This is a genomic window from Agrobacterium sp. fls2-241-TYG-188a, from assembly GCF_030209845.1.
In genome coordinates this window covers 705,393-730,495 of sequence record NZ_JARVRD010000001.1, presented here as the reverse complement: position 1 = coordinate 730,495, position 25,103 = coordinate 705,393, and the positions used below count along the sequence as shown (strand labels likewise).

Annotated in this window: 22 protein-coding genes; 14 read left to right on the top strand and 8 right to left on the bottom strand. The window is 56.9% G+C overall.

The window, feature by feature from the left end; genetic code table 11:
- Nucleotide 1: 1 nt before the first annotated feature.
- Entirely contained in the window at nt 2-361 is a 360-nt protein-coding gene (locus QRN85_RS03115) for a hypothetical protein (RefSeq protein WP_113091748.1), read from the bottom strand.
- A gap of 231 nt (nt 362-592) precedes the next feature.
- On the opposite strand from QRN85_RS03115, the gene QRN85_RS03110 reads away from it, so the two are divergent.
- Nucleotides 593-997, top strand: a complete 405-nt coding sequence (locus tag QRN85_RS03110; RefSeq protein ID WP_062587869.1) for a host attachment family protein — start codon at nt 593-595, stop codon at nt 995-997.
- Nucleotides 998-1,055: 58 nt separating this feature from the next.
- On the opposite strand, the gene QRN85_RS03105 is transcribed toward QRN85_RS03110, so the two are convergent.
- From QRN85_RS03105 to QRN85_RS03085, 5 genes are all read right to left on the bottom strand, one after another.
- Nucleotides 1,056-2,792: a M14 family metallopeptidase gene (locus tag QRN85_RS03105; protein WP_284757188.1), complete on the bottom strand. Its 1,737-nt coding sequence runs from the start codon at nt 2,790-2,792 to the stop codon at nt 1,056-1,058.
- A 6-nt stretch (nt 2,793-2,798) separates the two neighbouring features.
- Nucleotides 2,799-3,647, bottom strand: coding sequence for an ABC transporter permease (locus QRN85_RS03100; protein WP_062587872.1), 849 nt, complete (start codon nt 3,645-3,647; stop codon nt 2,799-2,801).
- A gap of 5 nt (nt 3,648-3,652) precedes the next feature.
- Nucleotides 3,653-4,576, bottom strand: a complete 924-nt coding sequence (locus tag QRN85_RS03095) for an ABC transporter permease (RefSeq protein ID WP_062587874.1) — start codon at nt 4,574-4,576, stop codon at nt 3,653-3,655.
- A 62-nt stretch (nt 4,577-4,638) separates the two neighbouring features.
- Complete coding sequence (locus QRN85_RS03090; RefSeq protein ID WP_284757252.1) at nt 4,639-6,171, bottom strand: ABC transporter substrate-binding protein; 1,533 nt, start codon at nt 6,169-6,171, stop codon at nt 4,639-4,641.
- A 34-nt stretch (nt 6,172-6,205) separates the two neighbouring features.
- The gene (locus QRN85_RS03085) at nt 6,206-8,032 is read right to left on the bottom strand and encodes an ABC transporter ATP-binding protein (protein ID WP_284757187.1); all 1,827 of its coding nucleotides are present in this window, start codon (nt 8,030-8,032) and stop codon (nt 6,206-6,208) included.
- A 439-nt stretch (nt 8,033-8,471) separates the two neighbouring features.
- Here QRN85_RS03085 and QRN85_RS03080 point away from each other — a divergent pair, with 439 nt between their 5' ends.
- The 7 genes from QRN85_RS03080 (at nt 8,472) to QRN85_RS03050 (ending at nt 16,352) form a co-directional block, all read left to right on the top strand.
- Nucleotides 8,472-9,083: a J domain-containing protein gene (locus tag QRN85_RS03080; RefSeq protein WP_062587878.1), complete on the top strand. Its 612-nt coding sequence runs from the start codon at nt 8,472-8,474 to the stop codon at nt 9,081-9,083.
- Nucleotides 9,084-9,201: 118 nt separating this feature from the next.
- On the top strand, nt 9,202-9,432 hold the full coding sequence (locus QRN85_RS03075; protein ID WP_112962401.1) for a hypothetical protein: 231 nt from the start codon (nt 9,202-9,204) through the stop codon (nt 9,430-9,432).
- A 503-nt stretch (nt 9,433-9,935) separates the two neighbouring features.
- Nucleotides 9,936-11,198: an ABC transporter substrate-binding protein gene (locus QRN85_RS03070; RefSeq protein ID WP_284757186.1), complete on the top strand. Its 1,263-nt coding sequence runs from the start codon at nt 9,936-9,938 to the stop codon at nt 11,196-11,198.
- Nucleotides 11,199-11,261: 63 nt separating this feature from the next.
- The gene (locus QRN85_RS03065) at nt 11,262-12,143 is read left to right on the top strand and encodes a carbohydrate ABC transporter permease (protein ID WP_284757185.1); all 882 of its coding nucleotides are present in this window, start codon (nt 11,262-11,264) and stop codon (nt 12,141-12,143) included.
- Between the two features lie 4 nt (nt 12,144-12,147).
- A complete protein-coding gene (locus tag QRN85_RS03060) occupies nt 12,148-12,999 on the top strand; it encodes a carbohydrate ABC transporter permease (RefSeq protein WP_284757184.1) in 852 nt (283 codons plus the stop codon).
- Between the two features lie 56 nt (nt 13,000-13,055).
- On the top strand, nt 13,056-14,198 hold the full coding sequence (locus QRN85_RS03055) for an ABC transporter ATP-binding protein (RefSeq protein WP_284757183.1): 1,143 nt from the start codon (nt 13,056-13,058) through the stop codon (nt 14,196-14,198).
- A 15-nt stretch (nt 14,199-14,213) separates the two neighbouring features.
- Complete coding sequence (locus tag QRN85_RS03050; RefSeq protein ID WP_284757182.1) at nt 14,214-16,352, top strand: beta-galactosidase; 2,139 nt, start codon at nt 14,214-14,216, stop codon at nt 16,350-16,352.
- Between the two features lie 82 nt (nt 16,353-16,434).
- Here QRN85_RS03050 and QRN85_RS03045 read toward each other — a convergent pair whose 3' ends face one another.
- Complete coding sequence (locus QRN85_RS03045) at nt 16,435-17,580, bottom strand: ROK family transcriptional regulator (RefSeq protein ID WP_284757181.1); 1,146 nt, start codon at nt 17,578-17,580, stop codon at nt 16,435-16,437.
- Between the two features lie 174 nt (nt 17,581-17,754).
- Nucleotides 17,755-18,771, bottom strand: a complete 1,017-nt coding sequence (locus QRN85_RS03040; protein WP_113091755.1) for a LacI family DNA-binding transcriptional regulator — start codon at nt 18,769-18,771, stop codon at nt 17,755-17,757.
- Between the two features lie 133 nt (nt 18,772-18,904).
- On the opposite strand from QRN85_RS03040, the gene QRN85_RS03035 reads away from it, so the two are divergent.
- The 6 genes from QRN85_RS03035 to QRN85_RS03010 all read left to right on the top strand — a co-directional run bounded on the left by QRN85_RS03035 (nt 18,905) and on the right by QRN85_RS03010 (nt 25,081).
- Nucleotides 18,905-19,939: a Gfo/Idh/MocA family protein gene (locus QRN85_RS03035; protein ID WP_284757180.1), complete on the top strand. Its 1,035-nt coding sequence runs from the start codon at nt 18,905-18,907 to the stop codon at nt 19,937-19,939.
- Between the two features lie 50 nt (nt 19,940-19,989).
- A complete protein-coding gene (locus QRN85_RS03030) occupies nt 19,990-20,856 on the top strand; it encodes a sugar phosphate isomerase/epimerase family protein (protein ID WP_284757251.1) in 867 nt (288 codons plus the stop codon).
- Nucleotides 20,857-20,935: 79 nt separating this feature from the next.
- Nucleotides 20,936-22,171, top strand: coding sequence for an ABC transporter substrate-binding protein (locus QRN85_RS03025; protein WP_284757179.1), 1,236 nt, complete (start codon nt 20,936-20,938; stop codon nt 22,169-22,171).
- A 116-nt stretch (nt 22,172-22,287) separates the two neighbouring features.
- Nucleotides 22,288-23,190 (top strand): carbohydrate ABC transporter permease, encoded by a 903-nt coding sequence (locus QRN85_RS03020; RefSeq protein ID WP_112962301.1) that lies wholly within the window; start codon nt 22,288-22,290, stop codon nt 23,188-23,190.
- Nucleotides 23,187-24,014 carry a carbohydrate ABC transporter permease gene (locus tag QRN85_RS03015; protein WP_062587898.1) on the top strand — a complete coding sequence of 276 codons (828 nt, stop codon included), beginning with the start codon at nt 23,187-23,189 and terminating at the stop codon, nt 24,012-24,014. Before QRN85_RS03020 ends, QRN85_RS03015 begins: the two co-directional genes overlap by 4 nt.
- Nucleotides 24,011-25,081, top strand: coding sequence for an ABC transporter ATP-binding protein (locus tag QRN85_RS03010; RefSeq protein WP_284757178.1), 1,071 nt, complete (start codon nt 24,011-24,013; stop codon nt 25,079-25,081). The genes QRN85_RS03015 and QRN85_RS03010 overlap by 4 nt, the downstream gene beginning before the upstream one ends.
- The last annotated feature ends 22 nt before the right edge of the window (nt 25,082-25,103 follow it).

Genomic DNA, 25,103 nt, shown 5'->3' with positions numbered 1-25,103 from the left:
CCTATGCCTCCACGGTCTCGCGCACTTCATCCAGAAGGAAGTGGACGATAACGAATTTCGTTTCGTGCACCCGCCCGCTGGGCAGCGTCACCTGCTCGATACCACCATCAGCCGGATGCCAGGCCTGGTAGTGAGGATTGCTGGTGATCAGTGTAACGGCAGAACCCGCACGGTCACCTTGAAGCCTGTAACGCATTTCCGCGAGCGGCCAGATTTTCTCGTAATTCTCCTGGGAAATGCGAACCTTTAAGGCTTTGCGCGTGATCTTGGGATGATGGCTTTCCGCTCCCGACAGGGTGAGTGTCACCTCTTCTGCACCGTTTAGAAAGTCTCTGAACTCGTCAGGCCAATTCCGTCTCATGAAACGCTCCTCCCAAAGCTTGTTTCCAGCACCGGGGCAGTTTCGCAGCCGAGCGTGTCAAGTCAACAGAAATTCTGAAAAGCGTGAGCGTTCCGTACGAAACGGCGAGCTGCCCAAGGTGCTGGAACGCACGAGAGCGGATTCGAAACGGAACGGAACTGCACGGGATTGGTTGTTCCATGCGTGTAAACGCTCGACAAGAATTCTATCTCTTCACATGGGAGACTAAAAATGGACATTCCACAGAACACGGTAATCGCAGTCGCGGACGGCGAAAAGCTCAGCCTCTTCAAGAATGAAGGTGACGCGCAAAATGTGAAGCTGACAGCCATGCCCGCAGCGACGGTGGATGACAGCAAGATACCATCCGGCTCCCGTCACTCTTCCAGTGCCGCCAACCCGGATGACAGCCAGCAGGACGAAGACGGCTTTTCCGCAGGTGTCGCGCAAATGCTGAACAACCAGGTTCTGAACGGCAAGATCAAAAGCCTTGTCGTCATCGCAGCACCCCGCACTCTGGGTGAGATGCGCAAGAGCTACCACAAATCCCTATCGGATGTGTTGGTAGGCGAACTCGACAAGGACCTGACCGGTCACAGCGTGCAGGACATCGAAAAAGCGCTCGCCGCTGCCTGATATTTCTGATGTGAGCGGGCCGGTGTGTTCCGGCCCCTCAAGGCTCTCGTCACAAGGTTCAGGAAATCTGGACCGCCGACAGAATGTCCTGCCACGCGCGATAGGACGCAATCACGGTTTCCATCTGTGCGGTGTGGCCTTCAACGAAGTCAACGCCATAGATGGTTTCGTCAGGATATTCCGTAATCAACGTCATCGGAACGGTGTGTCTGTCATCGATGGATGAGAGGCACGGAAATCCGTTGATGACACGGAAGCCCGTTTCGCCAGCGTGAATCTCGTAAAGCGCAATCTGCCTGTCATTATATTCCAGAAGCCCCGGAATTAGTCCCAGATGTCGGGTAACATTGTCCAGCAGGGCTTCGGCTTGTTCCGTCCATCCGGCATGGTGACGCATGACGAGGAAGAAGCCCTTCGGCAGTGTCCACATGGCGAAGTTGCGCGGAACATAGCCGGAAAGTGGCCTCGTCCACTCATGCGACGGATAGCCATGCAGGTTGACGTGCAGCTTGGCGTCACTCAATTCCTGCGCCTTGAACCGTATTTCCTTCTCGTTCAGGTATTCGCCGGAGTTCTCTTCCGTGCGGTATTCCAGATCGTCGCCCAGCGCCGTGTATCGTGCTGCGTGGTGCATATGCAGCGGGTTATCAACCCGCAGCCGCTGGTGAACGGAATAGCCATCGGGATTTTCGAGTGGAGATATGGTGAAATGTGCGCCGGGGTTTCCCCGCAGCACGCGCGCTGCACGTAGAGCCCCCACGATGCCGGTTGTCTCATTCGGATGCTGACCGCCGCTGATCATGACAGCAGCATCGCTCCCTTTGACGTAGTGGGCCTTCACCTGCCTTCCCGAGCGGGCGGGCGCGAAAAACGCTTCGCCGCCTATATTGGCTAGCAGCGTGTCTATCTGTCGGGCGGAAAGCGGTTCCTTTGCGGTATCGAGCGACTGGTCTGCGCAATCCAGAAATCCCGTACCGAGCGGTCTGTTCTCGATGACCACCGAGATTTCCGCTTCGCTTTCAATGATTTCAGGGACGATCTGTCCGGGTTTCAAACCACGATCGCCAAGCGGACGACCTGATTTCTTCTGGAAGAACTCGAGCAGCGAAAAATACAGATCCTCGTGCAGCGCTTCGCGCAGGCTTATCACCTCATGACCAAAGCCAAGCGGTTCATCCCGCGCCGGCAGAAGAACACGAATGTTCAACTCGTCGAAATAGGGCTCATCCTGCCCCCAATCATAGGCCGCGATGGCTTTGATCGCGCTTTCGAACAGACGCTCATAGTCTGTCTCCAGCCGCGCTCCGGTGTCACCGTCGCCACGCTGGATCCAGCCGGTTGGTGACACATTGGTTTCTCCGACGGCATCCACATGGACGCGGTTGGGCGCAAGAACCTTCAGCGTCTCGACAACCTCACCCCTTGTCAGGGCAACATCGTAAAAGAATTCGCCATCCGGGCGCGGACGAAACGCAATTTTGGCGTCACCCACCAAGGCCGCCAAGGGATACGCCTCAAGCCGGAAGCGGTTTTCCGGTGCTGCCGGATGGACGGGATATCCGATCTGAATGCTCGTGACGCCGGTAAGATCGATGTCTTCGAGAAAGGCGTGCAGCAGCGGCTTGTACGCGCTGCGGATGCGCGCCGTCAGACCTTTTTCGGTCAGGCGCCGCTCGGCATCGCGGCGGCTTGGAGCGTCATCGAAAGTCCACGCTTCAATGCGCTGACCTGCCTTGGCGTCGCCGATAATCTGCTCAAGCGTCCGCTCGAAACCTTGTCGAAATATCTCTGTCATCGTCTGTTACCTCGCGGTTCTGCCGGTGGGGTCGAGGCTATCGCGCAACCAGTCACCCAGGAGATTGAGACCCAGCACGGTCAGAAGGATTGCAAGGCCGGGAAATACGCTCACCCACCAGGCAATCTGAAGATATGTCCGGCCATCAGCCAGCATACCGCCCCAGCTGGGAATGGTGGGATCGACCCCCATGCCGAGGAAGGTCAGGCTGCTTTCCAGAAGAATGTTGTTGGCGACGTTCAGCGTCATCAGAACGATGACCGGGCCGACCAGATTGGGCAGGAGATGCTGAAAGATGATCCGCCAGTCCTTCACGCCGATTGCGCGGGCCGACAGAATGAATTCGCGCTCGCGCAGCGTCAGCACAGAGCCGCGCACCAGACGCGCATATTGCACCCATTGGGAAACGATCAGCAGTATGATGGTGTTGGTGAGGCTGCCGCCGACGATGGCGATGAAGGTGATGGCTAGGAGAATGAATGGCATTGCCAGCTGAATATCGGCAAAGCGCATGACGACCATGTCCCAGAAACCGCGGTAATAACCGGCAATAAGGCCCATGAGAACACCAAAGACGACGGCACCGATGACCGATGTAAAGCCGACCAGAAGCGAAATCTTGCCGCCTGCGACCACGCGCGCCAGCACATCGCGCCCCAGCGGATCCGTTCCGAAAGGATGGGCAGCACTTGCGAAGGGCTTGGCCAACCGTGCCATCAGATCGATCTTGTCGGCGCCACCCGGAAAGAGCACATCCGACAACAGCACGGCCGCGCAAATCACAACTGTCAGGGTTGCGCCAAGAATGAACTCAAGGCTGTAAAAACGCGAAAGGCGGGAAGTGTTTGCAGCCATGTCAGTTACTCCGTGCGGATACGGGGATCGACCAGCCCGTAAGCAATATCGACAAGAAGATTGATGCCGACGATCATCAGCGACAGCACGGTAATGACCGCCTGCAGCACCGGATAATCGCGCGCGCCAACCGCATCGAATGCGAGTGAACCCATACCGGGCCAGTTGAAGACCCGCTCGATCACCACGATACCGCCCAGAAGCCCGCCAAACTGAAGGCCGAAATAGGTGATGAGCGGAATGGCGCAGTTGCGCAGCGCGTGCTTGTAAAGAACCTTGCTCTCGCTCAACCCCTTCGCGCGGGCGACCATGATATATTGCGACTGCAGCGTATCGAGCATTGCCGTTCTAACGAGCCGGACATTGGTGGCTGTGAGAATAACACCCATGGTCACGGCGGGCATGACATAGCTTGCTGCACCACCCATGCCGCTCGGCGGCAGCCATCCCAGCGTGATGGAAAAGAGTAGAACCAGCATGAGTGCCAGCCAGAAATTCGGAAAGGAAAGGCCGAGCAGCGAGAAAATGCGAATGGCCTGATCGAGGCCCTTGCCCTTCGAGGTCGCGGCCTTGATGCCGAGCGGGATGGAAAGCGCTATCGATACGACCATCGATATGAGGGCCAGCAAAAGAGTTGCAGGCAAGGCATCGCCAATCAGCCGGGATACGGGCGTGCCACCGACGAAGCTTTTTCCGAAATCGAGCGTCACGAGCCCTTTCAGAAAATTCAGATACTGAACAAAGAAGGGCTGATCTGTTCCCAGCGCCACCCGAATACGCGCCAGATCCTCCTCCGTCATGCTGCCACCACCCTGAAACATCGTGACGGCGGGATCACCCGTCAGACGGATGGCAAATGAGACTAGCAGGGTGATTGCGATGACGACAAAAAATGCCTGCAGCAATCGCTTGATGAGGAAACCAACCACGTTCTTTTCCTTGCAAAGATGATTTTTGACGCCGCTTGCCGTGAAGCGGCGTCAAACAAAGACTACTCGACGGTAACGTCGGTCAGCTTGAGACGGTTATCGGGTGCTGCGACAAAGCCCTTGACCTTCTTGCTCACACCATAGATCGCGTTGGTGTTGTAGAGCGGCAGTTCAAGCGCCTTCTCGGCCGTGTATTTGCCGATTTCCTTCAGGATACGCTCGCGCTCGGCCCGGTCTGTCAGAGGCCGCTGTGATTCCAGCAGCTTGTCCAGCGCCTCATCCTTTTCGTAAGGATTCCACTTTTCACCGGAGTGGTACATGGAATAGGCGGTGTTGTCGTAATCGAACGTCCAGCCGCCCCACTTCTGCTGGAACATCGCGCCGGTCTTGCCCTGCGGGATGATGTCGTTCAACAGAACATTGGTTTCGTATGGCTTGATGGTTGCGGTGATGCCGACCATCTGCAGATAGCTGGCGATGACCTGCGTGACTTCGTTCATCGTCGCGTCATTGCCGCGAATATCGATCTGCACCGTCGAGCCCGGCTTTACGCCAGCTTCAGCAAGAAGCTTCTTTGCGCCTTCAGGATCATAAGGCAGCGACTTCAGTTCCGGGTCGAAGCCGAATGAAAGCTCGCCCTGGAAGCTTGCAATTTCCGAACCCTGACCTGCGAGGATGGACTTGACGATGGTGGCGCGATCCACCGCCATAATGATGGCCTTGCGAACCTTCGGGTCCTTGGTGATGCCGTCGCGCGTGTTGAAGCGCAGCGCATCCACCGTCGGGCCGGGAACGCTGACGATTTCCAGATTGGAATCGCCCTGAATGACCGGCAACATGCCAATCGGAATGGTTGGCGGTATCACGAGATCGACGCGGCCAGCCTGAAGCTCGGCAACGGCTGTTGCAGGCTCGGAGATGAAGCGATAGTCGAGCTCGGAGAGCTTCGGCGCGCCGCCCCAGTAATCCGGGTTGGCTTCGAGCTTGATATTCACCTTAGGCGCATAGGACACGAATTTGAAGGCGCCGGTGCCGACGGGATTGGTGTTGAAGTTGTCCTCACCTTTTTCCGTGATGTATTTCGGCGGAACGATCATCGCGCCGTAACCGGCAAGCTTCGTCAGCAGAACAGGATCTGGAGCTTTCAGCTTCATATCCACGGTGTTTTCGTCGATGATCTCCACGCTCTCGATGGCCGTATAATTGGAGCGCTGCGGGCCTTTTGCCCCCTGCTCGCCCAGAAGACGGTCGAACGTGAACTTGACGGCTTCAGCGTTGAAGGGCTCGCCATTGTGGAACTTGACGTTCTGGCGAAGCTTGAAGCGGATGCGCTTGCCTTCGTCCAGTTCTTCCCACGTTTCAGCCAAACCGGGCACCAGCTTCAAATCCGGGCCGCGATAGGTCAGGCCATCGAACATATTAGTGGCGACAGCGGCCCATTGCACCAGAAATGTATCGATAGGGTCCCAGCTACCGGGATCCTGCGGGCTGGAAATCGTCAATTTTCCTGCAGCAGAGGCTGGCGCGACGGAGAGCGCCACGCCCGATAGCGCGAGCGCCACAATTGCTGTCATTCCCCTGTTTTTTATTGTCATCATGGATCTGTTCCTCTCAGAGTGATGCGGATTATCAGGCCGTTCTTGCGACGAAGTGGCCCGGTTCTATTTCCTCGTGAACGAGAATTGCTGGCTCGTCGCCGACGCGACGGACCGGATTGGGGATTTCACCCTCTATCATTGCCGTTTGTCTGATAGCGCCGGGATCTGCGATTGGGACGGCCGACAAAAGGCGGCGGGTGTAATCATGCATGGGCGTCTCGAAGACCTGTCTTCGGCTGCCCAGCTCCATGATCTGGCCAAGATAAAGAACCGCAACGCGGTGGCTTATCTTCTCGACGACAGCCATATCGTGGCTGATGAAAAGATAGGCGAGCCCGCGCTCCGCCTGCAGGTCCATGAACAGGTTGATGATCTGCGCCTGGATCGACACGTCGAGCGCCGACAGCGCTTCGTCTGCGATGATGAGTTTCGGATCGGATGCCAAGGCGCGCGCGATGCAGACGCGCTGCCGCTGGCCGCCCGAAAACTCGTGCGGGTAACGGTTGGCGACCGACGCACTCAGCCCAACCCGTTCGAGCAACTCATCCACCCGACGCTGGACAGCCCTTGAGCCGGACAGCAGACCATGGGTGTTGATAGGCTCGGCAATGGAAAAGCCGATCGTCTTGCGTGGATCGAGCGAGGCGAAGGGATCCTGAAAGATATACTGGACTTCCTGGCGCATCCGGAACCGCTCAGCGGCGGACATGGATGAGTAGGTGCGCCCGGCAAAGGAAATTTCGCCGCCCATCGACGTTTGAAGCTGCTGGATTGTCCGTCCTATCGTGGACTTGCCCGAACCGGACTCACCCACCAGCGCCAGCGTTTCGCCCGGATGAATATCGAAGCTGACATTCTGGACGGCGCTGAGGCGATGCGTTGCCTTGCCGAACAGATTTTTACGCACGTCAAACCGGACAAGCAGATCCTTCACCGACAGGATCGGCTTTTCGTCATATCTTGCCGTATCCTGGACCCGCTCCTCGCCGATGATCTTTGGCTTCCCGTCTTCAAGGACAGTGAGCGGTGTGCGCTTGGGATGATTTTCTCCCGTCATGCTGCCCAGGCGCGGTACCGCTGCAAGAAGCATACGGGTGTAGGGATGTTGCGGATTGGCAAAAATCTGGCCGACAGGGCCTTCCTCGACCTTCTTGCCTTTCCACATGACAACGACGTCGTCGGCCATTTCCGCGACGACACCCATGTCATGGGTAATGAAAACCATGCCCATGCCGAGATCTTTCTGCAGATCGCGCATGATGTTGAGGATCTGTGCCTGGATCGTGACATCCAGCGCGGTCGTCGGCTCATCGGCAATCAGCAGCTTTGGACGGCAGGCGAGCGCCATGGCAATCATGACGCGCTGGCGCATCCCGCCGGATAATTGGTGAGGATAACGATCGAGAAGTGCCTCGGCATCCGGCAGGCGTACCATTTGCAGCAGTCTGCGCGCTTCTTCTCTTGCCGCAGCCTTGCTGATCTTTTCGTGAAGAACCAGCACCTCGCAAATCTGATCGCCTATGGTGAAAACCGGATTGAGTGAGGTCATCGGCTCCTGAAAAATCATGGCGATGTCCTTGCCACGAATGGAGCGCATCTCCTTTTGCGAGACGGTGAGAAGATTCTTTCCGGCAAAGACGATACGTCCGGCGGGAAATTTCGCTCCCATCATGTCCGCCAGGCGCATGGTGGAAAGCGACGTGATGGATTTTCCAGAACCGGACTCGCCAACGATGGCCACGGTCTTTCCGGGCGAAACTGAAAAGGACAGATCATCGACAACACGACTGGAGCCGAACTCGACGCTCAGTCCCTCTATGGAAAGGAGCGGCTTAAGTTGATCCATTGCGTCTGTCATGTCTGTCTCTCCGGCATTGGCATGGTCCGCTCATGTCTCGCGGCGCATATCGGGAAGCAATCCGGGACGAATCCTGTCCACTGCATTGCCCATCGCGGCCATAAAACAGGAGCTGACGTTGCTAATGTAGACGCTAGCAAAGTAGGACAATCATGTCTATACTGTTGAACAATAATCCACCATTGCCTAACAAATATGCATTTGAGTTCTATTTGAGCCATTCGGTCTGACATCAAGTCGCGTGAGAAAATGGGGACAGGGCAAACCTCCGAAACCTTTTCGTGGTTTTGAAGACACGGTCACTTCTGTCTTTGGTCTTCACAGTTGCGATAGATGCCGACAAGACGCTTGCATAATCGCTCCAATCGACACAATTAACGCCCCTGTTCCGGCGCAGACATTCTTGCCGGGAATGTGCAAGAGGTTCATACAGACGGTCATGACTGCTGATTCGAAAATTTTTGTCGGCCTGAAGCCCACGCGCAAGAAAAACGCGGTTTCAAAGGCTGAACCCGTAGGCCCCAAATGCCACTGGGATGGCTGCGACAAAGCTGGCACGCACCGTGCGCCCGTGGGTCCGAAGGCGGAAGGCCTTTATCTATTGTTCTGTCTCGAGCATGTGCGCGAGTACAACAAGGGCTATAGCTTCACGACGGCACCTTCCAGCCCAGAGGTTGCGCGCTACCAGAAGGAAGCCGCAATCGGCAGCCGCAAGACGATCGGCAAACGGATCGATCAGGAAACGAAGCCACCGCTGCCTTCGACAATGCGGTCCGGTTCGGCAAAAGCAATCAATGCCCGCAAGACCGCAGCACAACGCGAAGCGCAGAAGGCAGAGATGCAGAAGCGCAAGCTGAAGGTTCTCGAAGCCAAGGCCTTCGAAACGCTCGGCCTTTCACACGATGCTACGCCCGAGGAAATCAGGGCTCAGTACAAGCTTCGGCTCAAGATGCACCATCCCGACGTCAATCAGGGCAATCGAAACTCTGAGGATGAACTGCGCGCGGCGATTGAGGCATACAAAATCCTCAAGCTGAACGAATTCTGCTGATCTCCGAAGCTTTCCGGCGCGGGAAGACAGTTGAAGGCCTCACATCGAAGATGTGGGGTAGGACAGATGCGCGATTGGTGATATCGGGTCCTCAAAAGAGTGAGAAGGAATAGTGACCGTGAGCGAACTGACCGTTGCCGAAGCAACCGACAAAATCTATGAATCGCTTCAGGCAGACAATGCCGAAATCGACAAACACATAGCGGGCCTGAAGGCTGCCATGGCGCGCGACGGCGTGAAAGAAGCGGTTTTCGATTCGACCAGGCTGCCACAGAACAACCGGTCCGGCCGCAAGATGATGCAGGCCTATTTTCGCCAGCGCGGCGTGACCGTCAAATTCGCCGAGTAACTACCGCCGCTTTGGGCGTGATCGCAATATGTTCGGTCACGCTACGCTTTGCGTTCCAGGTCTGAATCAAATTCAGACAGGAACAAGCGGCTGGTAGCGGTTCACTTGCATCTCCCCTTTTGAAAATAACCAGTCCCGATACGGAAAGGCTCTGGCCTTACCTTAAAGGGTCGGACTGTCGGCCTGCGGCTGTCTCAGGTAGCAAGGCATGAAGCGTGGGACCTCTGCCCTTTGGGATGATGCCGTGACCTGCGCCGAAGAACATGCGCCTGCTGTCTCCGCCGGAGCGCCTTGAGGTTTTGTCGCCCACCGCATCACCTCATGTTTCGCCCAACCTATCGCAAACTGTCTACCGGCAACGCGCACAACTTAAGGTCCATAACACCGACGACACACGGCTTTCAGGTTTGTTTATTTATTAAATTAATTATTGACGAGACATTTCGTTTTTGATTTCTATGCGCACGTCAGGTCTTGGAGACCCTGACTGGAGGAGATCACCGATGAATTTCAATTCGCAATTTCTGCCCACGTCTCGCCGCCGCTTTCTTCAGGGTACGGGCGTTGCCATTGCATCCGCGGCTTTATCAACGCCCGCTCTTGCGCAGGCCAAGCAGCTTACAATCATTTCAAATCGCGGCAACGCCGAGCAACGCAAAGTGCTCGAGACTATCGCCAAGGCATTTGGCGATGCGTCCGGTGTCACGGTGACCGTCAACAATATGGATCATGAGGCGCACAAAACCGCCATCCGCAATTATCTCGTGGCCAGTCCGCCGGATATTTGCTTCTGGTTCTCCGGTAGCCGTATGCGCAGCTTTGTCGACAAGGGGCTTTTTGAAGACATTTCAGATCTGGTCCAGCGGGAAAAATATGCCGATGTTCTCGGTACGACACTCAGCTCCGTAACCGTCGATGGAAAGCAGTATGGCCTCCCCACGGGCGGAATTCTATGGGGCCTCTTCTACCGTCAGGATGCGTTCGACCAATTCGGACTGACCGTTCCCAAGACATTTGATGATTTCTTCACACTGGCCGAACAGTCCAAGAAGGCTGGCATCATCCCGATGAGCATGGGCACCAAGGATCAATGGCCTTGCGGGGGATGGTTCGACCACATGAATCTGCGCATCAATGGTCTCCAGCACCACATGGATCTGATGGCAGGAAAGGTGAAGTACACCGATCCATCGCTCACTGAAGTGTTCGACAAGTGGGAACAACTGATCAAGGCCGATTTCTTCACGCCGAACGGCACTTCGTTTGCCTGGGATCCGGCTGCGGCTTCGCTGGTCCAGAAGAAGGCCGCAATGATGGATCTCGGCAATTTTATCAAATATGTTTTCCCGCCGGAAGACCTCAAACATGTGCGCTTTGCGCCCTTCCCGACCATCAAGGCGGGCGTCGAGCAATTCGAGGATTTCTCGGTGGATTCGATCCACATGCCATCAGGCTCGAAGAACAAGGAACTGGCGCGAGAATTCCTCGCCTTCTTCTACAAGCCGGAAAATCTGAGCGCTTACCTGTCTCCGGAAGGCAATGTGCCCGCTCGTAGCGATTGCACCATCAATGACGATCCGATCCTGAAAATGGCCGTCGAGGAAATGAAGAAGGTCAAGGGCACGGCGCAATATTACGACCGTGACAGCGACCCGGACCTTGCACTGGCCGGCCTCAAGGGCTTCCAGGAATTCATGTTCAAGCCGGATCGCCGCGAGCAAATCCTCACGCAGATCGAGCGCACGCGTCAGCGCATCCACGGCTAAGCTCTGCCTGAACACCAAATGGGAGGCGTTGTTGCCTCCCCTCCTCATCGACAGGATGGTCTCATGTCTATCTGGTGGCGCCGCCATCGCAACTGGCTGACGCCTGCGCTTCTTCTTGCGCCGGGTCTTATCCTTTTTCTGGTCGTCATCATCGCATCATCGATCGAGACGTTCTGGATTTCCTTTCACGAATGGGATGGCATGGGCGCCAAAACATGGGTCGGCCTGGCGAACTATGCCGAACTGATCGATGATCCGCAGTTCTATATCTCCCTGAAAAACAATGCGATCTGGCTCGTGATGTTCCTGCTGGCGCCACCCATGGGGCTGGCGATTGCGCTTCTGGTCAACCAGAAGATGGCCGGAATGCGCATCGTCAAATCGCTCTTCTTCATGCCACTGGTGCTGGCAGCGGTCACGGTGGGCGTCATCTTCGGCTGGTTCTACGACCCAACTTTCGGCTTGCTGGCCATCATCTATCAGGCCTTTGGGGCCACGGCACCGGCACTGCTCTCGGACGAAAACCTTGTCACCTTCGCCGTCGTCATCGCAGCACTTTGGCCGCAGGTGGCCTTCTGCATGGTGCTGTTCCTGGCTGGCCTCAACAATCTCGATGAGGAGATGATCGGGGCTGGCCGTGTGGATGGCGCACGCGGCTGGCCGATGTTGCGGCATATCGTTCTGCCGCAGTTGACGCAGGTCGCATTCATTGCAGTCGCCATTACCGTGGTCGGCGCACTACGCTCCTTCGATGCGATTTCGGTCATGACTGCCGGTGGTCCATTCGGCTCCTCCACCGTGCTTGCCTACCAGATGTACGAACAGTCGATCTTCTCCTACCGCTTTGGCTATGGCGCGGCGATTGCGACCGTTCTGTTCCTCATCATGTCCATCTTCATCGCCTGGTATCTGCGCGGCCTCGTCAAGGCCGAGAAGGGAGCGTGATCTGATGTATCCACGTCCTATCCCCGAAAACAAAACCGCGACCCGCATTGCCTATATGACGATGGTCTGCGTCATTCTTGCGCTGTGGCTTCTACCACTCTTTGCCGTCATCATGACGTCCTTCCGGTCATTCGATGATGTGATGGCAGGCAATTACTGGGGCTGGCCGACCAAGTTCAGTCTGACAGACAATTATGTGGCCGTGTTCCAGCAGACCAAGATGCTGCGCTACTTCGCCAACAGCATGATTATTACGATCCCCTCGGTGATCATGGTCCTGATCTTCTCGACGCTGACCGGATACGTGCTGTCACGCTACCGTTTCCGCGGCTCGATGGTGCTGTTCACGCTGTTCGTCGGCGGCAACTTTCTACCGCAACAGGTGATGATGATCCCGATCCGGGATCTGATGGTGTGGGCCGGGCTTTACGACACCTATTGGGCCCTGATGATATTCCACATCGCCTTCCAGACCGGCTTTGCGACACTCTTCATGCGCAATTTCATCGCCGCCCTTCCCGATGAGCTGTTTCAGGCGGCTCGCGCCGAAGGTGCGTCGCCCTGGCAAACGCTGATCCACATCGTCGTGCCCTTGGTGCGGCCTGCACTGGCGGCACTCGCCATCCTGACCTTCACCTTCATCTGGAACGATTATTTCTGGGCGCTGGTGCTGACGCAAAGCGACGCGATAAAGCCCGTGACCGCTGGCCTCTCCAACCTCAAGGGCGAATGGGTCTCTGCCTGGAACATCGTGTCGGCCGCAACGATCTTCGTCGCCGTGCCTCCTGTCGTGATGTTCTTCCTGATGCAGAAGCACTTCGTTTCCGGCCTGACCATGGGAGCCGTCAAAGGATGACCGCTTCCGCCAGCCGCACAACCCAACTCTCACCGATCAGCAAGGATACGACTGACATGAGCAGCGTCGAAATCCTCAACGTCCAGAAGCATTACACCAGCTTCCACGCCTTGAAGAACATCAATCTGACGATCGAAAAAGGCGAGTTCATCGTCATGGTAGGCCCGTCGGGCTGTGGCAAATCTACCCTGCTGAAGACCATTGCCGGTCTGGAGACGATCTCCTCCGGTAAACTGATAATCAATGGCCGGGATGTGACGAAGGAAGAACCGGGCGACCGTGGCATCGCCATGGTGTTCCAGTCCTATGCCCTCTACCCGCACATGACCGTTGCCGAAAATATGGGCTTTGGGCTGCGCATGGCCAAGCGCCCGAAAGCCGAGATCGATGCTGCGGTCAAACGCGCCGCCGCAATCCTGCGGATTGATGAGCAACTGGACAAGCTGCCAAAGCAATTGTCTGGCGGCCAGCGCCAGCGTGTGGCCATCGGCCGGGCGATCACCCGTTCGCCAGAGGTTTTCCTGTTCGATGAACCGCTCTCAAATCTGGACGCTGCCCTGCGCACCCAGATGCGCGTCGAACTATCGACCCTTCACGCCGAACTCGGCTCGACAATGATCTATGTGACCCACGATCAGGTTGAAGCCATGACCATGGCGAGCCGCATCGTCGTTCTCAACAAGGGCGAGATCGAGCAGGTTGGCTCTCCGCTGGAGCTCTATGCAAACCCGAAGAACCATTTCGTCGCGGGCTTCCTCGGCGCGCCGCGCATGAACTTCTTTGAAGGCAAGGTCATCAGAACAGAACAAGGCACTGCTGTCGTTTCCTTTGCTGGACTTGAAGACCTCCGCGTTCCGCTGACTGCCGACGCCTCGGTGAAGACGGGCGAGACGGTAACGCTGGGCGTCCGGCCAGAGCGTTTGCAAACACAGGATGTCGACCCCTCGCTGATGACGTTCGACGCGAAGGTACGCCTTGTCGAGCATCTGGGCCGGGAAACCATTGTCCATGCGGATGCCTCGCCGCTGATGGCTGTCGGCTCCGACACCGGCACGCACAATGTCACGATCCAGCTTGGAAAGGTTGTGCCCTTCGATGTCGGCTCATCCATCCGCGTCGGCTTCGCCCTTGATGACTGCTACCTGTTTGGCCCCGATGGCAAAACGCTCACACCTCCCAAGCCTGTGACCCAAAAGTAAACTGGAGTTTCCACGATGAAACGGACGAAACCTGCGCCGCTGTCGGCCTGGCGCACCCTTAACCTTGACGATTTTTTGCTTGGCGTGCCGCATTATCCTGAACATGTGGACGAAAGCTACTGGCAGCGCGATGCTGACCGGATGAAGGAAGCGGGCTTCAATGCCGTGCGCATGGGCGAATTTGCCTGGCACATCTGGGAGCCCTATGAAGGCAAATTCGATTTTGATCTGTTCGACCGCGCCATCGAAGGCCTTGGTAAAACCGGCATCAACACCATTCTCTGCACACCCACGGCAACGCCGCCGCGCTGGCTGAGTATGAACTACCCTGAAATCCTCCGTGTCGACCGCAAGGGCCGTCGCGCCAGCCACGGCTCGCGCCAGCATGGCGACACCACGAGCCCAGTGCTGCGCCATCACAGCCGCCGCATCACCAAGGCGATGGCTGAGCATTACAAGGACAATCCTTATGTCATCGGCTGGCAAACGGACAATGAGCTGAACACGACGGTGTCGGAGTCCTTTTCAGATTCCGCAACGCTCGCCTTCCGCAACTTCCTGCGCCACAAATACGACAGCATTGACGCATTGAATTTTGCATGGGGCGGCCATTTCTGGGCGACCTCCTATGACAATTTCGATCAGGTCGTGCTGCCCTACCCGATGGCGCCGTCCTATCTGAGCCCCGGCCACGTGCAGGATTATCACCGTTTCCTGGCCACGGCGACTGCCGCGTTCCAGCGCGATCAGGTGGAAATCCTGCGGGCGACGAACCCCGACTGGTTCATCTTCCACAATCTCGGCAATCTGACCGATATCGATTTTCGAGGTGACTTTGGAAAAGACCTCGACTTCATCGGTTTCGACATCTACCCGATGCTCTATGACGAGTTCCGACGCAACGGCGGGCATGGTGCCACACAGGCGCTGAAGCTCGATCTCTGCCGCAGCTATACCGGCAACTTCATCGTGCCGGAACAGGCCTCAGGCCTGGGCAGCCAGCCGGCCTTTACCACCATGACACCGGAACCGGGCGAAATGCGGCGCATGGCGCTGTCATCCGTTTCGCGTGGGGCCGATGGCCTGATGTTCTTCCGCTGGCGGCCTGCGCATTTCGGTGCGGAAATCTACTGGATGGGCCTGATCGATCATGATGATGTCGGGCGTCGCCGTTTCGACGAAGCAAAGCAGTTTGCGCGCGATATAGCGAAGATCAAGGACAAGCTGCTCGGAACCTCGGTCCATATGGATATCGGCATCGCCGGTGCTGATTTCGACAATCAGGAAGCCCACAAGACCTATCCGATCGGTCTGCCCTCTCCGCAGGACGATGCAACACTGCTACATCGCCATTGCTATGAGCGCGGGATTTCATGCGGCTTCATTCATCCTGAAGACGATCTTTCCCGTTTGAAGGCGCTCTACATCCCCCATTGGGTCATGTGGAACCAGGAATGGACAGCCAATGTCGAAGCCTTCGTTGAGGCTGGCGGCACGCTGATCATCGGCGCAATGACTGGTACGCGCGACATCAACAACCATATCATCCGGGAACTGGCCCCAGGCGGGGCGCTTGCAAAACTCTGCGGTGTTCGCGTCGAAGAATTCGGTCGTATCACGGCAAAGGATGGCGACGGCCTCTTCCAGAGGGGTGGCGTGGAGGATGGTCACTACGTGCCACCGCATATTCTTCCATCCTCCTCTGCCTTCCGCAAATACACGATCGACATCGGCGGACGCACGCTCGAGGCAGAGCATCTCTATGAGTTGCTGACGCTCGATGATGACGTGGAGACCATCGCCACTTGGTCTAACCGCTTTGCCAAGGGTCGGGCAGCAGCCACGCGGCGCAAGGTCGGCAAGGGACAGGTGATCTATCTCGCAACCTATCTCACCGATGATCTGGTGGATGTATTGGATGACGTCGTCCTCGCAAAAGCTGGTATCGAACCGCTGATTGCGGATTTGCCCGCAGGTGTGGAAGTCGTGATGCGTACAGCGCAGGATCGTAAGCTATTGTTCGTTCTCAACACCCTTGAGACTGAGCAAAAGATCGAGAACCTCCCGTCTGGGAAGGACCTGCTGACAGGACGCGATGTGTCAGGCGAAAACACGATCGAGGGCTATGGCTGCCTCGTCATAGAACTTGGCTGATCACGCCAGTACGGTTCTCCCAGAGGGGTACAAGTCCCCGAAGCAACCGGCGAAGGTCATAGATCGACCTTCGCCGGTCGTGTCAGATCGTCATGGCGGGCGTTGTCATTTCGAAATTAAACAGCCCCTGCGTTGCCAGGGCCGCAGCACCGCTACTCCAGAAGTTGTCACGTTCATCCGGAACCAGAGCGGGTGGCTGTGTAAAGCAATAGAGGTCCAGCGCCTTTCGCATCGGATCGAAGAGAAGGTCACCGAATGTCACGGCCTCGCCGCCAACGATGATAATCTCTGGATCGACAATATCGACCATACGCGCCAAGTGAATCCCTATCGCCGTACCCGCCTCCTGCAAGATCCTGACGGCGGCCTGATCGCCCTGCAGCGCCGCTTCCTTCATCGCATAGCGGTCGACACTCCCATTCTTTTCCGCTGCCCTTGTCTGTTGCCAGCGCGCCACGATGGCCGGCTCGGAGTAAAACGCCTGCAAGCAGCCGGAGCGTCCGCATTCACATATCGGTCCACCCTGTTGATGCAAGGAATGTCCGATTTTGCCGGCATGACCATGTGCGCCGCGCTGCACCTTCCCATCAACGACTGTCGCGCACCCTATACCCACACCAATCGCCACCGCAGTGAACACCCGATGTTGCCTGCCAAGGCCAAAGAGATGCTGCGCCAGTGCAAATGCCAAGGTATCGTCTTCCATCCAGACCGGCACGTTGACGCGCTCCTGCAACATGCTGGCGAAAGGCACATTTTCCCACAGGAAACGGTGGCTCTTCACACATACGCCCCTCTCCGCATCGATTGTGCCCGGCATTGAAAATCCCACGCCAGTCAATAGCCCCGCGCCCTCCGGGGCGAGCCTCTGCAAACGTGAGACGGCTGTTTCGGCTGCATTCAGAACAGAGTTCGGAGACGTATCCTTGAACTCGACGGTCAAAGAGGAAAGCGTTGCGGTCGACAAATCTGTCAGCACGCATTCCAGACTACCGACGTTCATCTTGATGCCGATGGCGAGATGACCGGCATAATTGATTTCCAGCGGTATAGGTCGGCGCCCTCCTCCCCCCGGGATCGTCTTGCCTTCGACAAGATAGCCTTCGGAAATCAAATCGCTGACCACGAAGGTCACCGCCGCCGGACTAAGACCGGTTGCAGCGGCAATATCGGCGCGGCTGAGCTGTTCTTCGCGCCTGATCAGGTTAAGGATCAGACGGCGGTTCATAGCCCTTGTCGTTTGTTGATCGATCTTCACAAGCAAATATACCTATTACATCGCCCGGTGGGTACACGAAGCCGCACTTTGCAAGAAGAACATTCTCGCGGCTAGATCAAAGATGGATGGTGCCACGATAATGTTGCACCACGTTTCCGCCGGACCGGAAAGCACGCCGAAACATCAGCCGCTATGGCCTTCGATCAACTCCATCGGCCACACCCTGCGCCTGATGGCATCCGGGTAATGAGCCTGATATTCCGGCATGATGGAAAGCAGGCTTTCGGCCAGACTGATGCCGAGATCTCGAAGAGATAGACTGAAACAGGTCAGGCTTGGTTGGAGGAATTGCGCCTGCGAGCTCTGCCGTCCGATGATCGCAACGTCCTTGCCGGGCTTCAGCCCAACCTCTTCGAGGCCGCGATATAGTCCGGTGACGAGCGTTTCATTGACAAGCACGACAGCTGTGGGCCGGGTTTCGCAGGCCATGATCTGGCGCGCGACACCATAGCCGCCTGTCTCACTGGGTGTTGCTCGGAAGATATGGTCTTCCGCCAGCGACAGCCCATGCCGGGCAAGCACCTCGCGAGATCGCTGGATGAAGATGTGGCCGAGGTTCAGATCGCCATGGGGCCAGATCAGACCGATGTGTCGATGACCGTTCTGCACCAGTCTTTCAATTGCCACCTCTGCCATGCCTTCGAAATCAAGATCGATCCACGGCTGACCCACATCCGTCTGGCTTCGTCCGAGCGTGATGAAGGGAATGTTGTGGCGGGCGAGCAGTTCAAAGCGGGCATCGTGAAGACGGGTGGCCGAGAGGATGATCGCATCCGCAAAACCGCGCGCCACGACGCGCTGCAGATAGGCATCCGGATCTTCATCCGAAGAGCAAAGCAAAGCGACAAGGTCAAGCTTGTGGCGCGCAAAGACGGTCTGGACGCCATCGAACACACTCATGAAGAACGTATCGCCCTGTCCCGTAATCTCCGGCCCGGTCTGCATCATGAAGCCGATGACACCGGTCGATCCCTTCCGCAACGAGCGCCCGGACTGATTTGCCACGTAGCCGAGGCGGCTGGCTGCTTCAAGCACCCGGCGGCGTGTATCCTCGTTGACATCGGCTTTTCCATTCAGCGCACGCGACACGGTGCCGATTGAAATATCCAGATGCTCTGCCAGTTGGCGTATTCCCTTCATCAAGGTCTCTTTCTGCGGCGTCGAAAACGTTTTCGGAAACAGTATTGACAAAAATAGTCCTCTGTCCATAGTATCGTAAACGTTTACGGAAAACCGCATGAGGAGTGACGGTGACCGTTGGAGGAGATTTTCAGTGACATATAATGCCGTTTTGTGTGGATGCGGAGCTATGGCTAAAGGCTGGCTACGCGCCTTGCAGGAAACACCTGATATGCGGGACGCGGTCACGATCGTTGGTCTGGTCGATCTCGACCCCACGACAGCCCGCTCACTTGCCGCCGAATTTAACCTGAGCAACGTCGTTGTTGGCACCGATCTCAATGCGGTGCTGGCGGAAACAAAACCCGATATTCTCTTTGATGTGGTTATTCCTGCGGCCCGCCATTCCGTCGTCAAAACCGCGCTGTCCCACGGCTGCCATGTTCTGAGCGAAAAGCCTATGGCCACATCCATGGAAGAAGCGGAAGATTTGCGCCGTGCTGCAAGCGAAGCAGGCCGCATCCACGCCATCGTGCAAAACAGGCGTTTCATCTCCGGCATCCGCCGGATGCGTCGGCTGGTGGAGAGCGGCGCAATCGGCACGGTTACCGGCATTCACTGTGATTTTTTCCTCGGCCCCCATTTCGGTGGCTTCCGTGAGAAGATGGACAATGTCCTGCTTCTTGATATGGCGATCCACACTTTCGATGCAGCGCGCTTCGTTTCGGCCAAGTCGCCGCTGTCCGTCTATTGCCTGGAAACAAACCCGGCAGGGTCGTGGTACGACCATGGCGCGGCGGCCAATGCCATCTTCCGGCTTTCGGACGACGTCGTGTTCACATATCGCGGCTCCTGGTGCGCCGAGGGTGAGCGCACCAGCTGGGAAAGTGCGTGGCGCATTGTCGGCTCCAAGGGGATGCTGACATGGGATGGCGAAGAAAGTTTCAAGGCGGCAATCGCTGGCACCGAACAAGGGCTCCTGCACGGCTTCACACCCATCAATGTACCGATGCCTGAACATGAGGCCGAAACGCACGGCCATGCCAGCGTGATCGCTGGTTTTCTCAATGCCATCCGCACCGGTCGCGAGCCGGAAACCGTCAGTCACGACAACATCAAAAGCCTGGCCATGGTGCTTGCCGCGATTGAAAGCGCAAGGTCTGGCCAGCCCGTCGACATAGCAGCATAGGGACGAGAACAGTGAATAACCAGCAAGGACAATCCATTCGTATCGGCACCATGGTCAGCGCCACAAAGGGCCAGGCAGCAGAACGGATCGGACAAATCGCCGATATGGGCTTTGAAAGCTTTGAACCATTTTTCTGGCAGACGACAAATGGCCAGGACATTGCAGAGCTCGGCAAACGCTGCCGTGAAGCTATCGGGGACCGAGATATCACGATCTCAACGATCGGCATGTTCGGCAATCCGTTGGAAGAAACGGACATGGACCTGCAGACGCTGCAGGGCTGGAAGGATTGCATCGACAATGCCCACCATTTCGGCGCAACTTGCGTTGCAGGCTTTACCGGCCGCGTCCGTAACAAGCCGCTGCCCGAAAGCCTGCCGCGCTACAAGCAGGTCTGGAGCGAGCTTGCCAAGCGCGCCGCCGACAAGGGTGTGAAGATTGCCTTTGAAAACTGCGCCATGGACGGCAACTGGGCAACCGGCGACTGGAACATTGCCCACAATCCGGACGCCTGGGAACTGATCTTCAACGAGACACCAGATGATAATATCGGCCTTGAATGGGAACCCTGCCACCAGATGGTCTATCTGATCGACCCGCTGCCGCAGATCCGCAAATGGGCCTCGAAAATCTTTCACGTTCACGGCAAGGATGCGACCATCCGCTGGGACGTCATTCGCGAACACGGCATTTTTGGAAAGCATCCTTTCGTGTTCATGCGCACGCCCGGTTTCGGCGACAGCAACTGGACGGACATCATTTCGGAACTGAGGCTGGCGGGATGGTCTGGCTCCATCGATATCGAAGGTTGGCATGACCCGGTCTATCGCGATGCATTGGAGATGACCGGACAGGTCCATGGCCTCAACCATCTCAAGCAGGCACGCGGCGGCAGCTTCGTCATCGACCCGGTGTAATTGGTTCAATGCAAGCGCGGCAAGGAGGAGGCCGCGCAGCCATTCACGGACATTCTGGATAACCACAAAGGAGGAAACTATGGGTATCCGCAAATATACGATTGCCATTGCAACGGCGCTTGCAACAAGCGCTTCGCTCTTTGCAATCAGTGCACAGGCAGAAGACGTGAAGCTGACGCTTTGGTCGCTTGACCGCGATATTCAGCCCGCCCCAAATCTGATCAAGGAATTCAACGCGCAGAAGAACGGCATCCAGATCGAGTATCGGCAGATACAATTCGATGACGTCGTGAGCGAAGCGATGCGCGCCTATTCAACCGGCAATGCGCCTGACATCATAACCATCGACAATCCAAATCATGCGATGTTTGCCTCGCGCAAAGCCTTTCTCGATCTGACCGACATGATCGCAAAATCCACGGTCATCAAACCGGAAAACTACTTCCCCGGCCCGCTGGCCTCCGCCACATGGGGCGGCAAATATTACGGCGTGCCGAAAGCCACCAACACGATTGCGCTTTACTACAACAAGGACCTGTTCAAGGCCGCAGGGCTTGACCCGGAAAAGCCGCCGCAGACATGGGACGAATTGCTGGAGACCGCGAAGAAACTCACCGATCCTTCCAAGAACGTCTACGGCATCACTTTTTCAGCAAAAGCCAACGAGGAAGGCACGTTCCAGTTCCTGCCATGGGCACAGATGGGCGGTGCCACCTACAAGTCCATCAACAGCGAAGGTGCGGTGCGGGCACTGACCATCTGGAAGCAAATGCTGGACGGCAAGATGACGTCTCCCGATACCTTGACGCGCAGCCAGTGGGACGCAACAGCGACCTTTAACGCGGGCAACGCCGCCATGGCGATTTCCGGACCATGGGAAATTGACCGTATGCTGGCGGAAGCGAAGTTCGACTGGGGCACGGCCCTGCTCCCCGTTCCCAAGGAAGGTGCGGAGCGCTCCTCCGCCATGGGTGACTATAACTGGGCGATCTTCTCCAACACCAAACATCCGGAAGAAGCATTCAAGGCGCTCGAGTTCTTCGCCTCGAAGGACAAGACCATGTACAAGGATTTCGGCCAGATCCCGGCCCGCTCCGATCTTCCGATTCCGTCAACCGGAAATGCGCTGAAGGATGCGGCCCTGAAGACCTTCGTGGAACAGCTAAAATATGCAAAGCCACGTGGTCCTTCGCCCGAATGGCCGAAGATTTCCAAGGCAATTCAGGACGCGATACAGGCAGCGCTGACGGGCCAGATGGAACCGAAAGCCGCACTCGATCAGGCCGCTGAAAAGATCAAGCTTATCGAAGGCTGAGGCTTGAGCCTCTTCACGAAACCGATGGCATCGCTGCCATCCACCTTTCCTCCCGGAAGAACTGCTCGGCGTCTCAGGCGTCGGGCGGTTCTCCACCGGCGTCAATGAGGGTTTCCATGAAAAGGATCGTTTCGAGCATCACGGACGGACGCGGGTTTGACATTGGCCTTGTTGGCGTACCCTTCGCGTTTCTGTTCGTTCTGGCCGGATTGCCGCTGCTCTACAATATTCTGATGAGTTTTCAGGAGGTTGATATGTTCAGCCTTGGCAGCATCGTCAGGCCGTTCGTCGGCTTCAAGAATTACATAGACCTTTTCCGGCAACCCGAAACCCTGCCCATTCTCTACAATACCGTGATCTTCGTTGTGGGCTCCATCGCTGGCCAGTTTGTAGTCGGCTTTGGCCTTGCCCTGTTCTTCTGGACAAGCTTTCCGGGCTCCTCCTGGCTGCGCGGCCTGTTCCTCGTGTCCTGGGTCATGCCGGGACTGGTCGTCGGCGCCATCTGGAACTGGATCCTGTCCGGCGATTTCGGCGTGTTGAACTTCTTTCTGCGGGAAAGCGGCATCATCGACAGCAACATTTTCTGGCGCTCGGACCCGAACTTCTCTCTCTGGGCGGTCATTCTCGCCAATATCTGGCTCGGTACCTCCTTCAATATGATCCTTTTGTCCGTGGGGCTGTCAGCCATTCCGGACGATCTCTACGAGGCGGCAGAACTGGACGGTGCCAATGCCTGGCAACGTTTCTGGACGATTACCCTGCCGATGATGCGCTCAACCATCGGCGCGATTATCTCGCTCGGCTTGATTTTCACCCTGCAGCAGTTCGATCTCTTCGCCGCCATTACCGATGGCGGGCCAAACAATTCTTCCAATGTCGCGCAATACTGGGCCTGGGACCTCTCCTTCCGTCAATATGACTTCGGCAAGGGAGCAACGATCTCTGTCATCATGACTGTGTTCGTGATGTTCGCGGCCATTGTCTATGTGCGCTCGACACGTCATGAGGTGCGCGGATGAGTGACACAAGCCGCAATCGTTTCATGCTCGCCATCGCCATCATCATGGCGGCGATCTACCTCTTTCCGCTCTACTGGATGTACATCACCGCGCTGAAAACCGGCTCGGAAATGTTCGCGACGCCGCCCAGCTTCTGGCCTTCAACGGCACAATGGAACACTTTCGCCTATGTTTGGGAAAGCCGGAACATGGGGCGTTATCTCTGGAACTCCACCCTTATCGCCTTCGGCTCCGTCGCACTGATCGCGGTTCTCGGCACCGGATGCGCCTATGTTCTTGCCCGCTACCGCAACGGCTGGGTCGATATCGGACTGTTCCTTATCCTGATGCTGCAGGTCTTGCCGGCATCCCTGATGATCACGCCGATCTTTGTGGGCTTTTCGCAGGTCGGGCTGCTGGATTATCCGCGCTTTGCCGTCATTCTGGCGATTGCAGCGAAGAGTATGCCCTTCTTCGTGGTGCTTGTTCGGGCAACCTTCATGGCCGTGCCCATGGAGCTTGAAGAGGCGGCGCTGGTGGACGGCAATTCCCGTATCGGCGCTTTCTTCAACATCGTGCTGCCGCTTGCCCGCAACGGTATTCTCGTCAGCGCCATCCTCATTTTCATGCAGGCATTCGGGGAGTTCGTCTATTCGAAGTCGATGATCCAAAACGTCGAATTGCAGCCCGCAAGCGTCGGCCTCAACTCATTCATGGGTCCCAACACCAGCGAATGGAACAACATCATGGCCTATGCCACCATGTATGTAACCCCGATCCTTGCCATCTTCGTCCTATTGCAGCGCCGCATCGTTTCCGGCCTCACATCGGGAGCTCTCAAATGACCAACCAGATCGAATTGTCAGGCGTAAACAAATATTACGGTGCCTATCACGCGCTCAAAGACATAGACCTCACCATTGCAAAGGGTGCATTCGTGGCGCTTGTCGGGCCGTCGGGATGCGGGAAGTCCACACTATTGCGCTCGCTGGCTGGCCTTGAATCGATTTCAGGCGGCGATCTTGTGATCGCCGGCGAGCGAATGAACAATGTTCCACCGCGCAAGCGCGATCTGGCGATGGTGTTCCAGTCTTACGCACTTTACCCGCACATGACGGTCGAGGAAAATCTGACCTACAGCCTGCGCATTCGCGGCACCAAGAAGGCGGATGCAAGAAAGGCGGCGGAAGACGTGGCCGCCGTGACCGGCCTGTCTGACTTGCTGCATCGCTATCCGCGCGAACTTTCCGGCGGACAGCGCCAGCGCGTTGCGATGAGCCGGGCCATCATCCGCAACCCCAAGGCCTTCCTCTTCGATGAGCCCCTATCCAATCTCGATGCTGCGCTGCGCGTTCATATGCGCAAGGAAATCCGCGCACTCCATGACCGGCTTGGTGCAACCTCGGTTTATGTGACCCATGACCAGATCGAAGCCATGACGATGGCAGACCATGTTGTCGTCATGCGCCAGGGGGTCATCGAGCAGCAGGGACGGCCGCTCGATCTTTACGACAGGCCGGTCAACCGCTTCGTTGCGGGCTTTATCGGCTCACCGGCCATGAATTTCATACCCGCAACGGCTGGACCGGACGGTAAAAGCCTTGTTCTTGCACTGGGCCAACCGCAAACCATCAGACTTGACCGGCCAATACCGCCGAACAGGCAGCTGGTCGTAGGGCTGAGGCCCGAGCACCTTGTCATAGCCGCCAATGGAACGGGCGCCCTCACCGCGCCGGTGGCGTTGGTGGAATCGACGGGATCAACGAGCTACCTTACCACCGCCACGACACCGGAAATGGTGGTCGTCATAAACGGGCGCGTTCCCGTGCGGAATGGCGAGACGATCGGCCTCGATTTCGAGCAGGAACACCTTCACCTGTTCGATGCCGATACCGGTATGCGGATCGAGTGACGCCAGAGGAACACCTGACGTC

What these genes read in the sequence shown, in the direction of transcription:
- QRN85_RS03065 (WP_284757185.1), top strand. Translation starts at nt 11,262, where the DNA reads ATGTCTATCTGGTGGCGCCGCCATCGCAACTGGCTGACGCCTGCGCTT.
- QRN85_RS03050 (WP_284757182.1), top strand. Translation starts at nt 14,214, where the DNA reads ATGAAACGGACGAAACCTGCGCCGCTGTCGGCCTGGCGCACCCTTAAC.
- QRN85_RS03010 (WP_284757178.1), top strand. Translation starts at nt 24,011, where the DNA reads ATGACCAACCAGATCGAATTGTCAGGCGTAAACAAATATTACGGTGCC.
- QRN85_RS03025 (WP_284757179.1), top strand. Translation starts at nt 20,936, where the DNA reads ATGGGTATCCGCAAATATACGATTGCCATTGCAACGGCGCTTGCAACA.
- QRN85_RS03030 (WP_284757251.1), top strand. Translation starts at nt 19,990, where the DNA reads ATGGTCAGCGCCACAAAGGGCCAGGCAGCAGAACGGATCGGACAAATC.
- QRN85_RS03020 (WP_112962301.1), top strand. Translation starts at nt 22,288, where the DNA reads ATGAAAAGGATCGTTTCGAGCATCACGGACGGACGCGGGTTTGACATT.
- QRN85_RS03055 (WP_284757183.1), top strand. Translation starts at nt 13,056, where the DNA reads ATGAGCAGCGTCGAAATCCTCAACGTCCAGAAGCATTACACCAGCTTC.
- QRN85_RS03070 (WP_284757186.1), top strand. Translation starts at nt 9,936, where the DNA reads ATGAATTTCAATTCGCAATTTCTGCCCACGTCTCGCCGCCGCTTTCTT.
- QRN85_RS03060 (WP_284757184.1), top strand. Translation starts at nt 12,148, where the DNA reads ATGTATCCACGTCCTATCCCCGAAAACAAAACCGCGACCCGCATTGCC.
- QRN85_RS03110 (WP_062587869.1), top strand. Translation starts at nt 593, where the DNA reads ATGGACATTCCACAGAACACGGTAATCGCAGTCGCGGACGGCGAAAAG.
- QRN85_RS03090 (WP_284757252.1), bottom strand. Translation starts at nt 6,171, where the DNA reads ATGACAATAAAAAACAGGGGAATGACAGCAATTGTGGCGCTCGCGCTA.
- QRN85_RS03080 (WP_062587878.1), top strand. Translation starts at nt 8,472, where the DNA reads ATGACTGCTGATTCGAAAATTTTTGTCGGCCTGAAGCCCACGCGCAAG.
- QRN85_RS03085 (WP_284757187.1), bottom strand. Translation starts at nt 8,032, where the DNA reads ATGACAGACGCAATGGATCAACTTAAGCCGCTCCTTTCCATAGAGGGA.
- QRN85_RS03100 (WP_062587872.1), bottom strand. Translation starts at nt 3,647, where the DNA reads ATGGCTGCAAACACTTCCCGCCTTTCGCGTTTTTACAGCCTTGAGTTC.
- QRN85_RS03115 (WP_113091748.1), bottom strand. Translation starts at nt 361, where the DNA reads ATGAGACGGAATTGGCCTGACGAGTTCAGAGACTTTCTAAACGGTGCA.
- QRN85_RS03015 (WP_062587898.1), top strand. Translation starts at nt 23,187, where the DNA reads ATGAGTGACACAAGCCGCAATCGTTTCATGCTCGCCATCGCCATCATC.
- QRN85_RS03105 (WP_284757188.1), bottom strand. Translation starts at nt 2,792, where the DNA reads ATGACAGAGATATTTCGACAAGGTTTCGAGCGGACGCTTGAGCAGATT.
- QRN85_RS03040 (WP_113091755.1), bottom strand. Translation starts at nt 18,771, where the DNA reads ATGAAGGGAATACGCCAACTGGCAGAGCATCTGGATATTTCAATCGGC.
- QRN85_RS03045 (WP_284757181.1), bottom strand. Translation starts at nt 17,580, where the DNA reads ATGAACCGCCGTCTGATCCTTAACCTGATCAGGCGCGAAGAACAGCTC.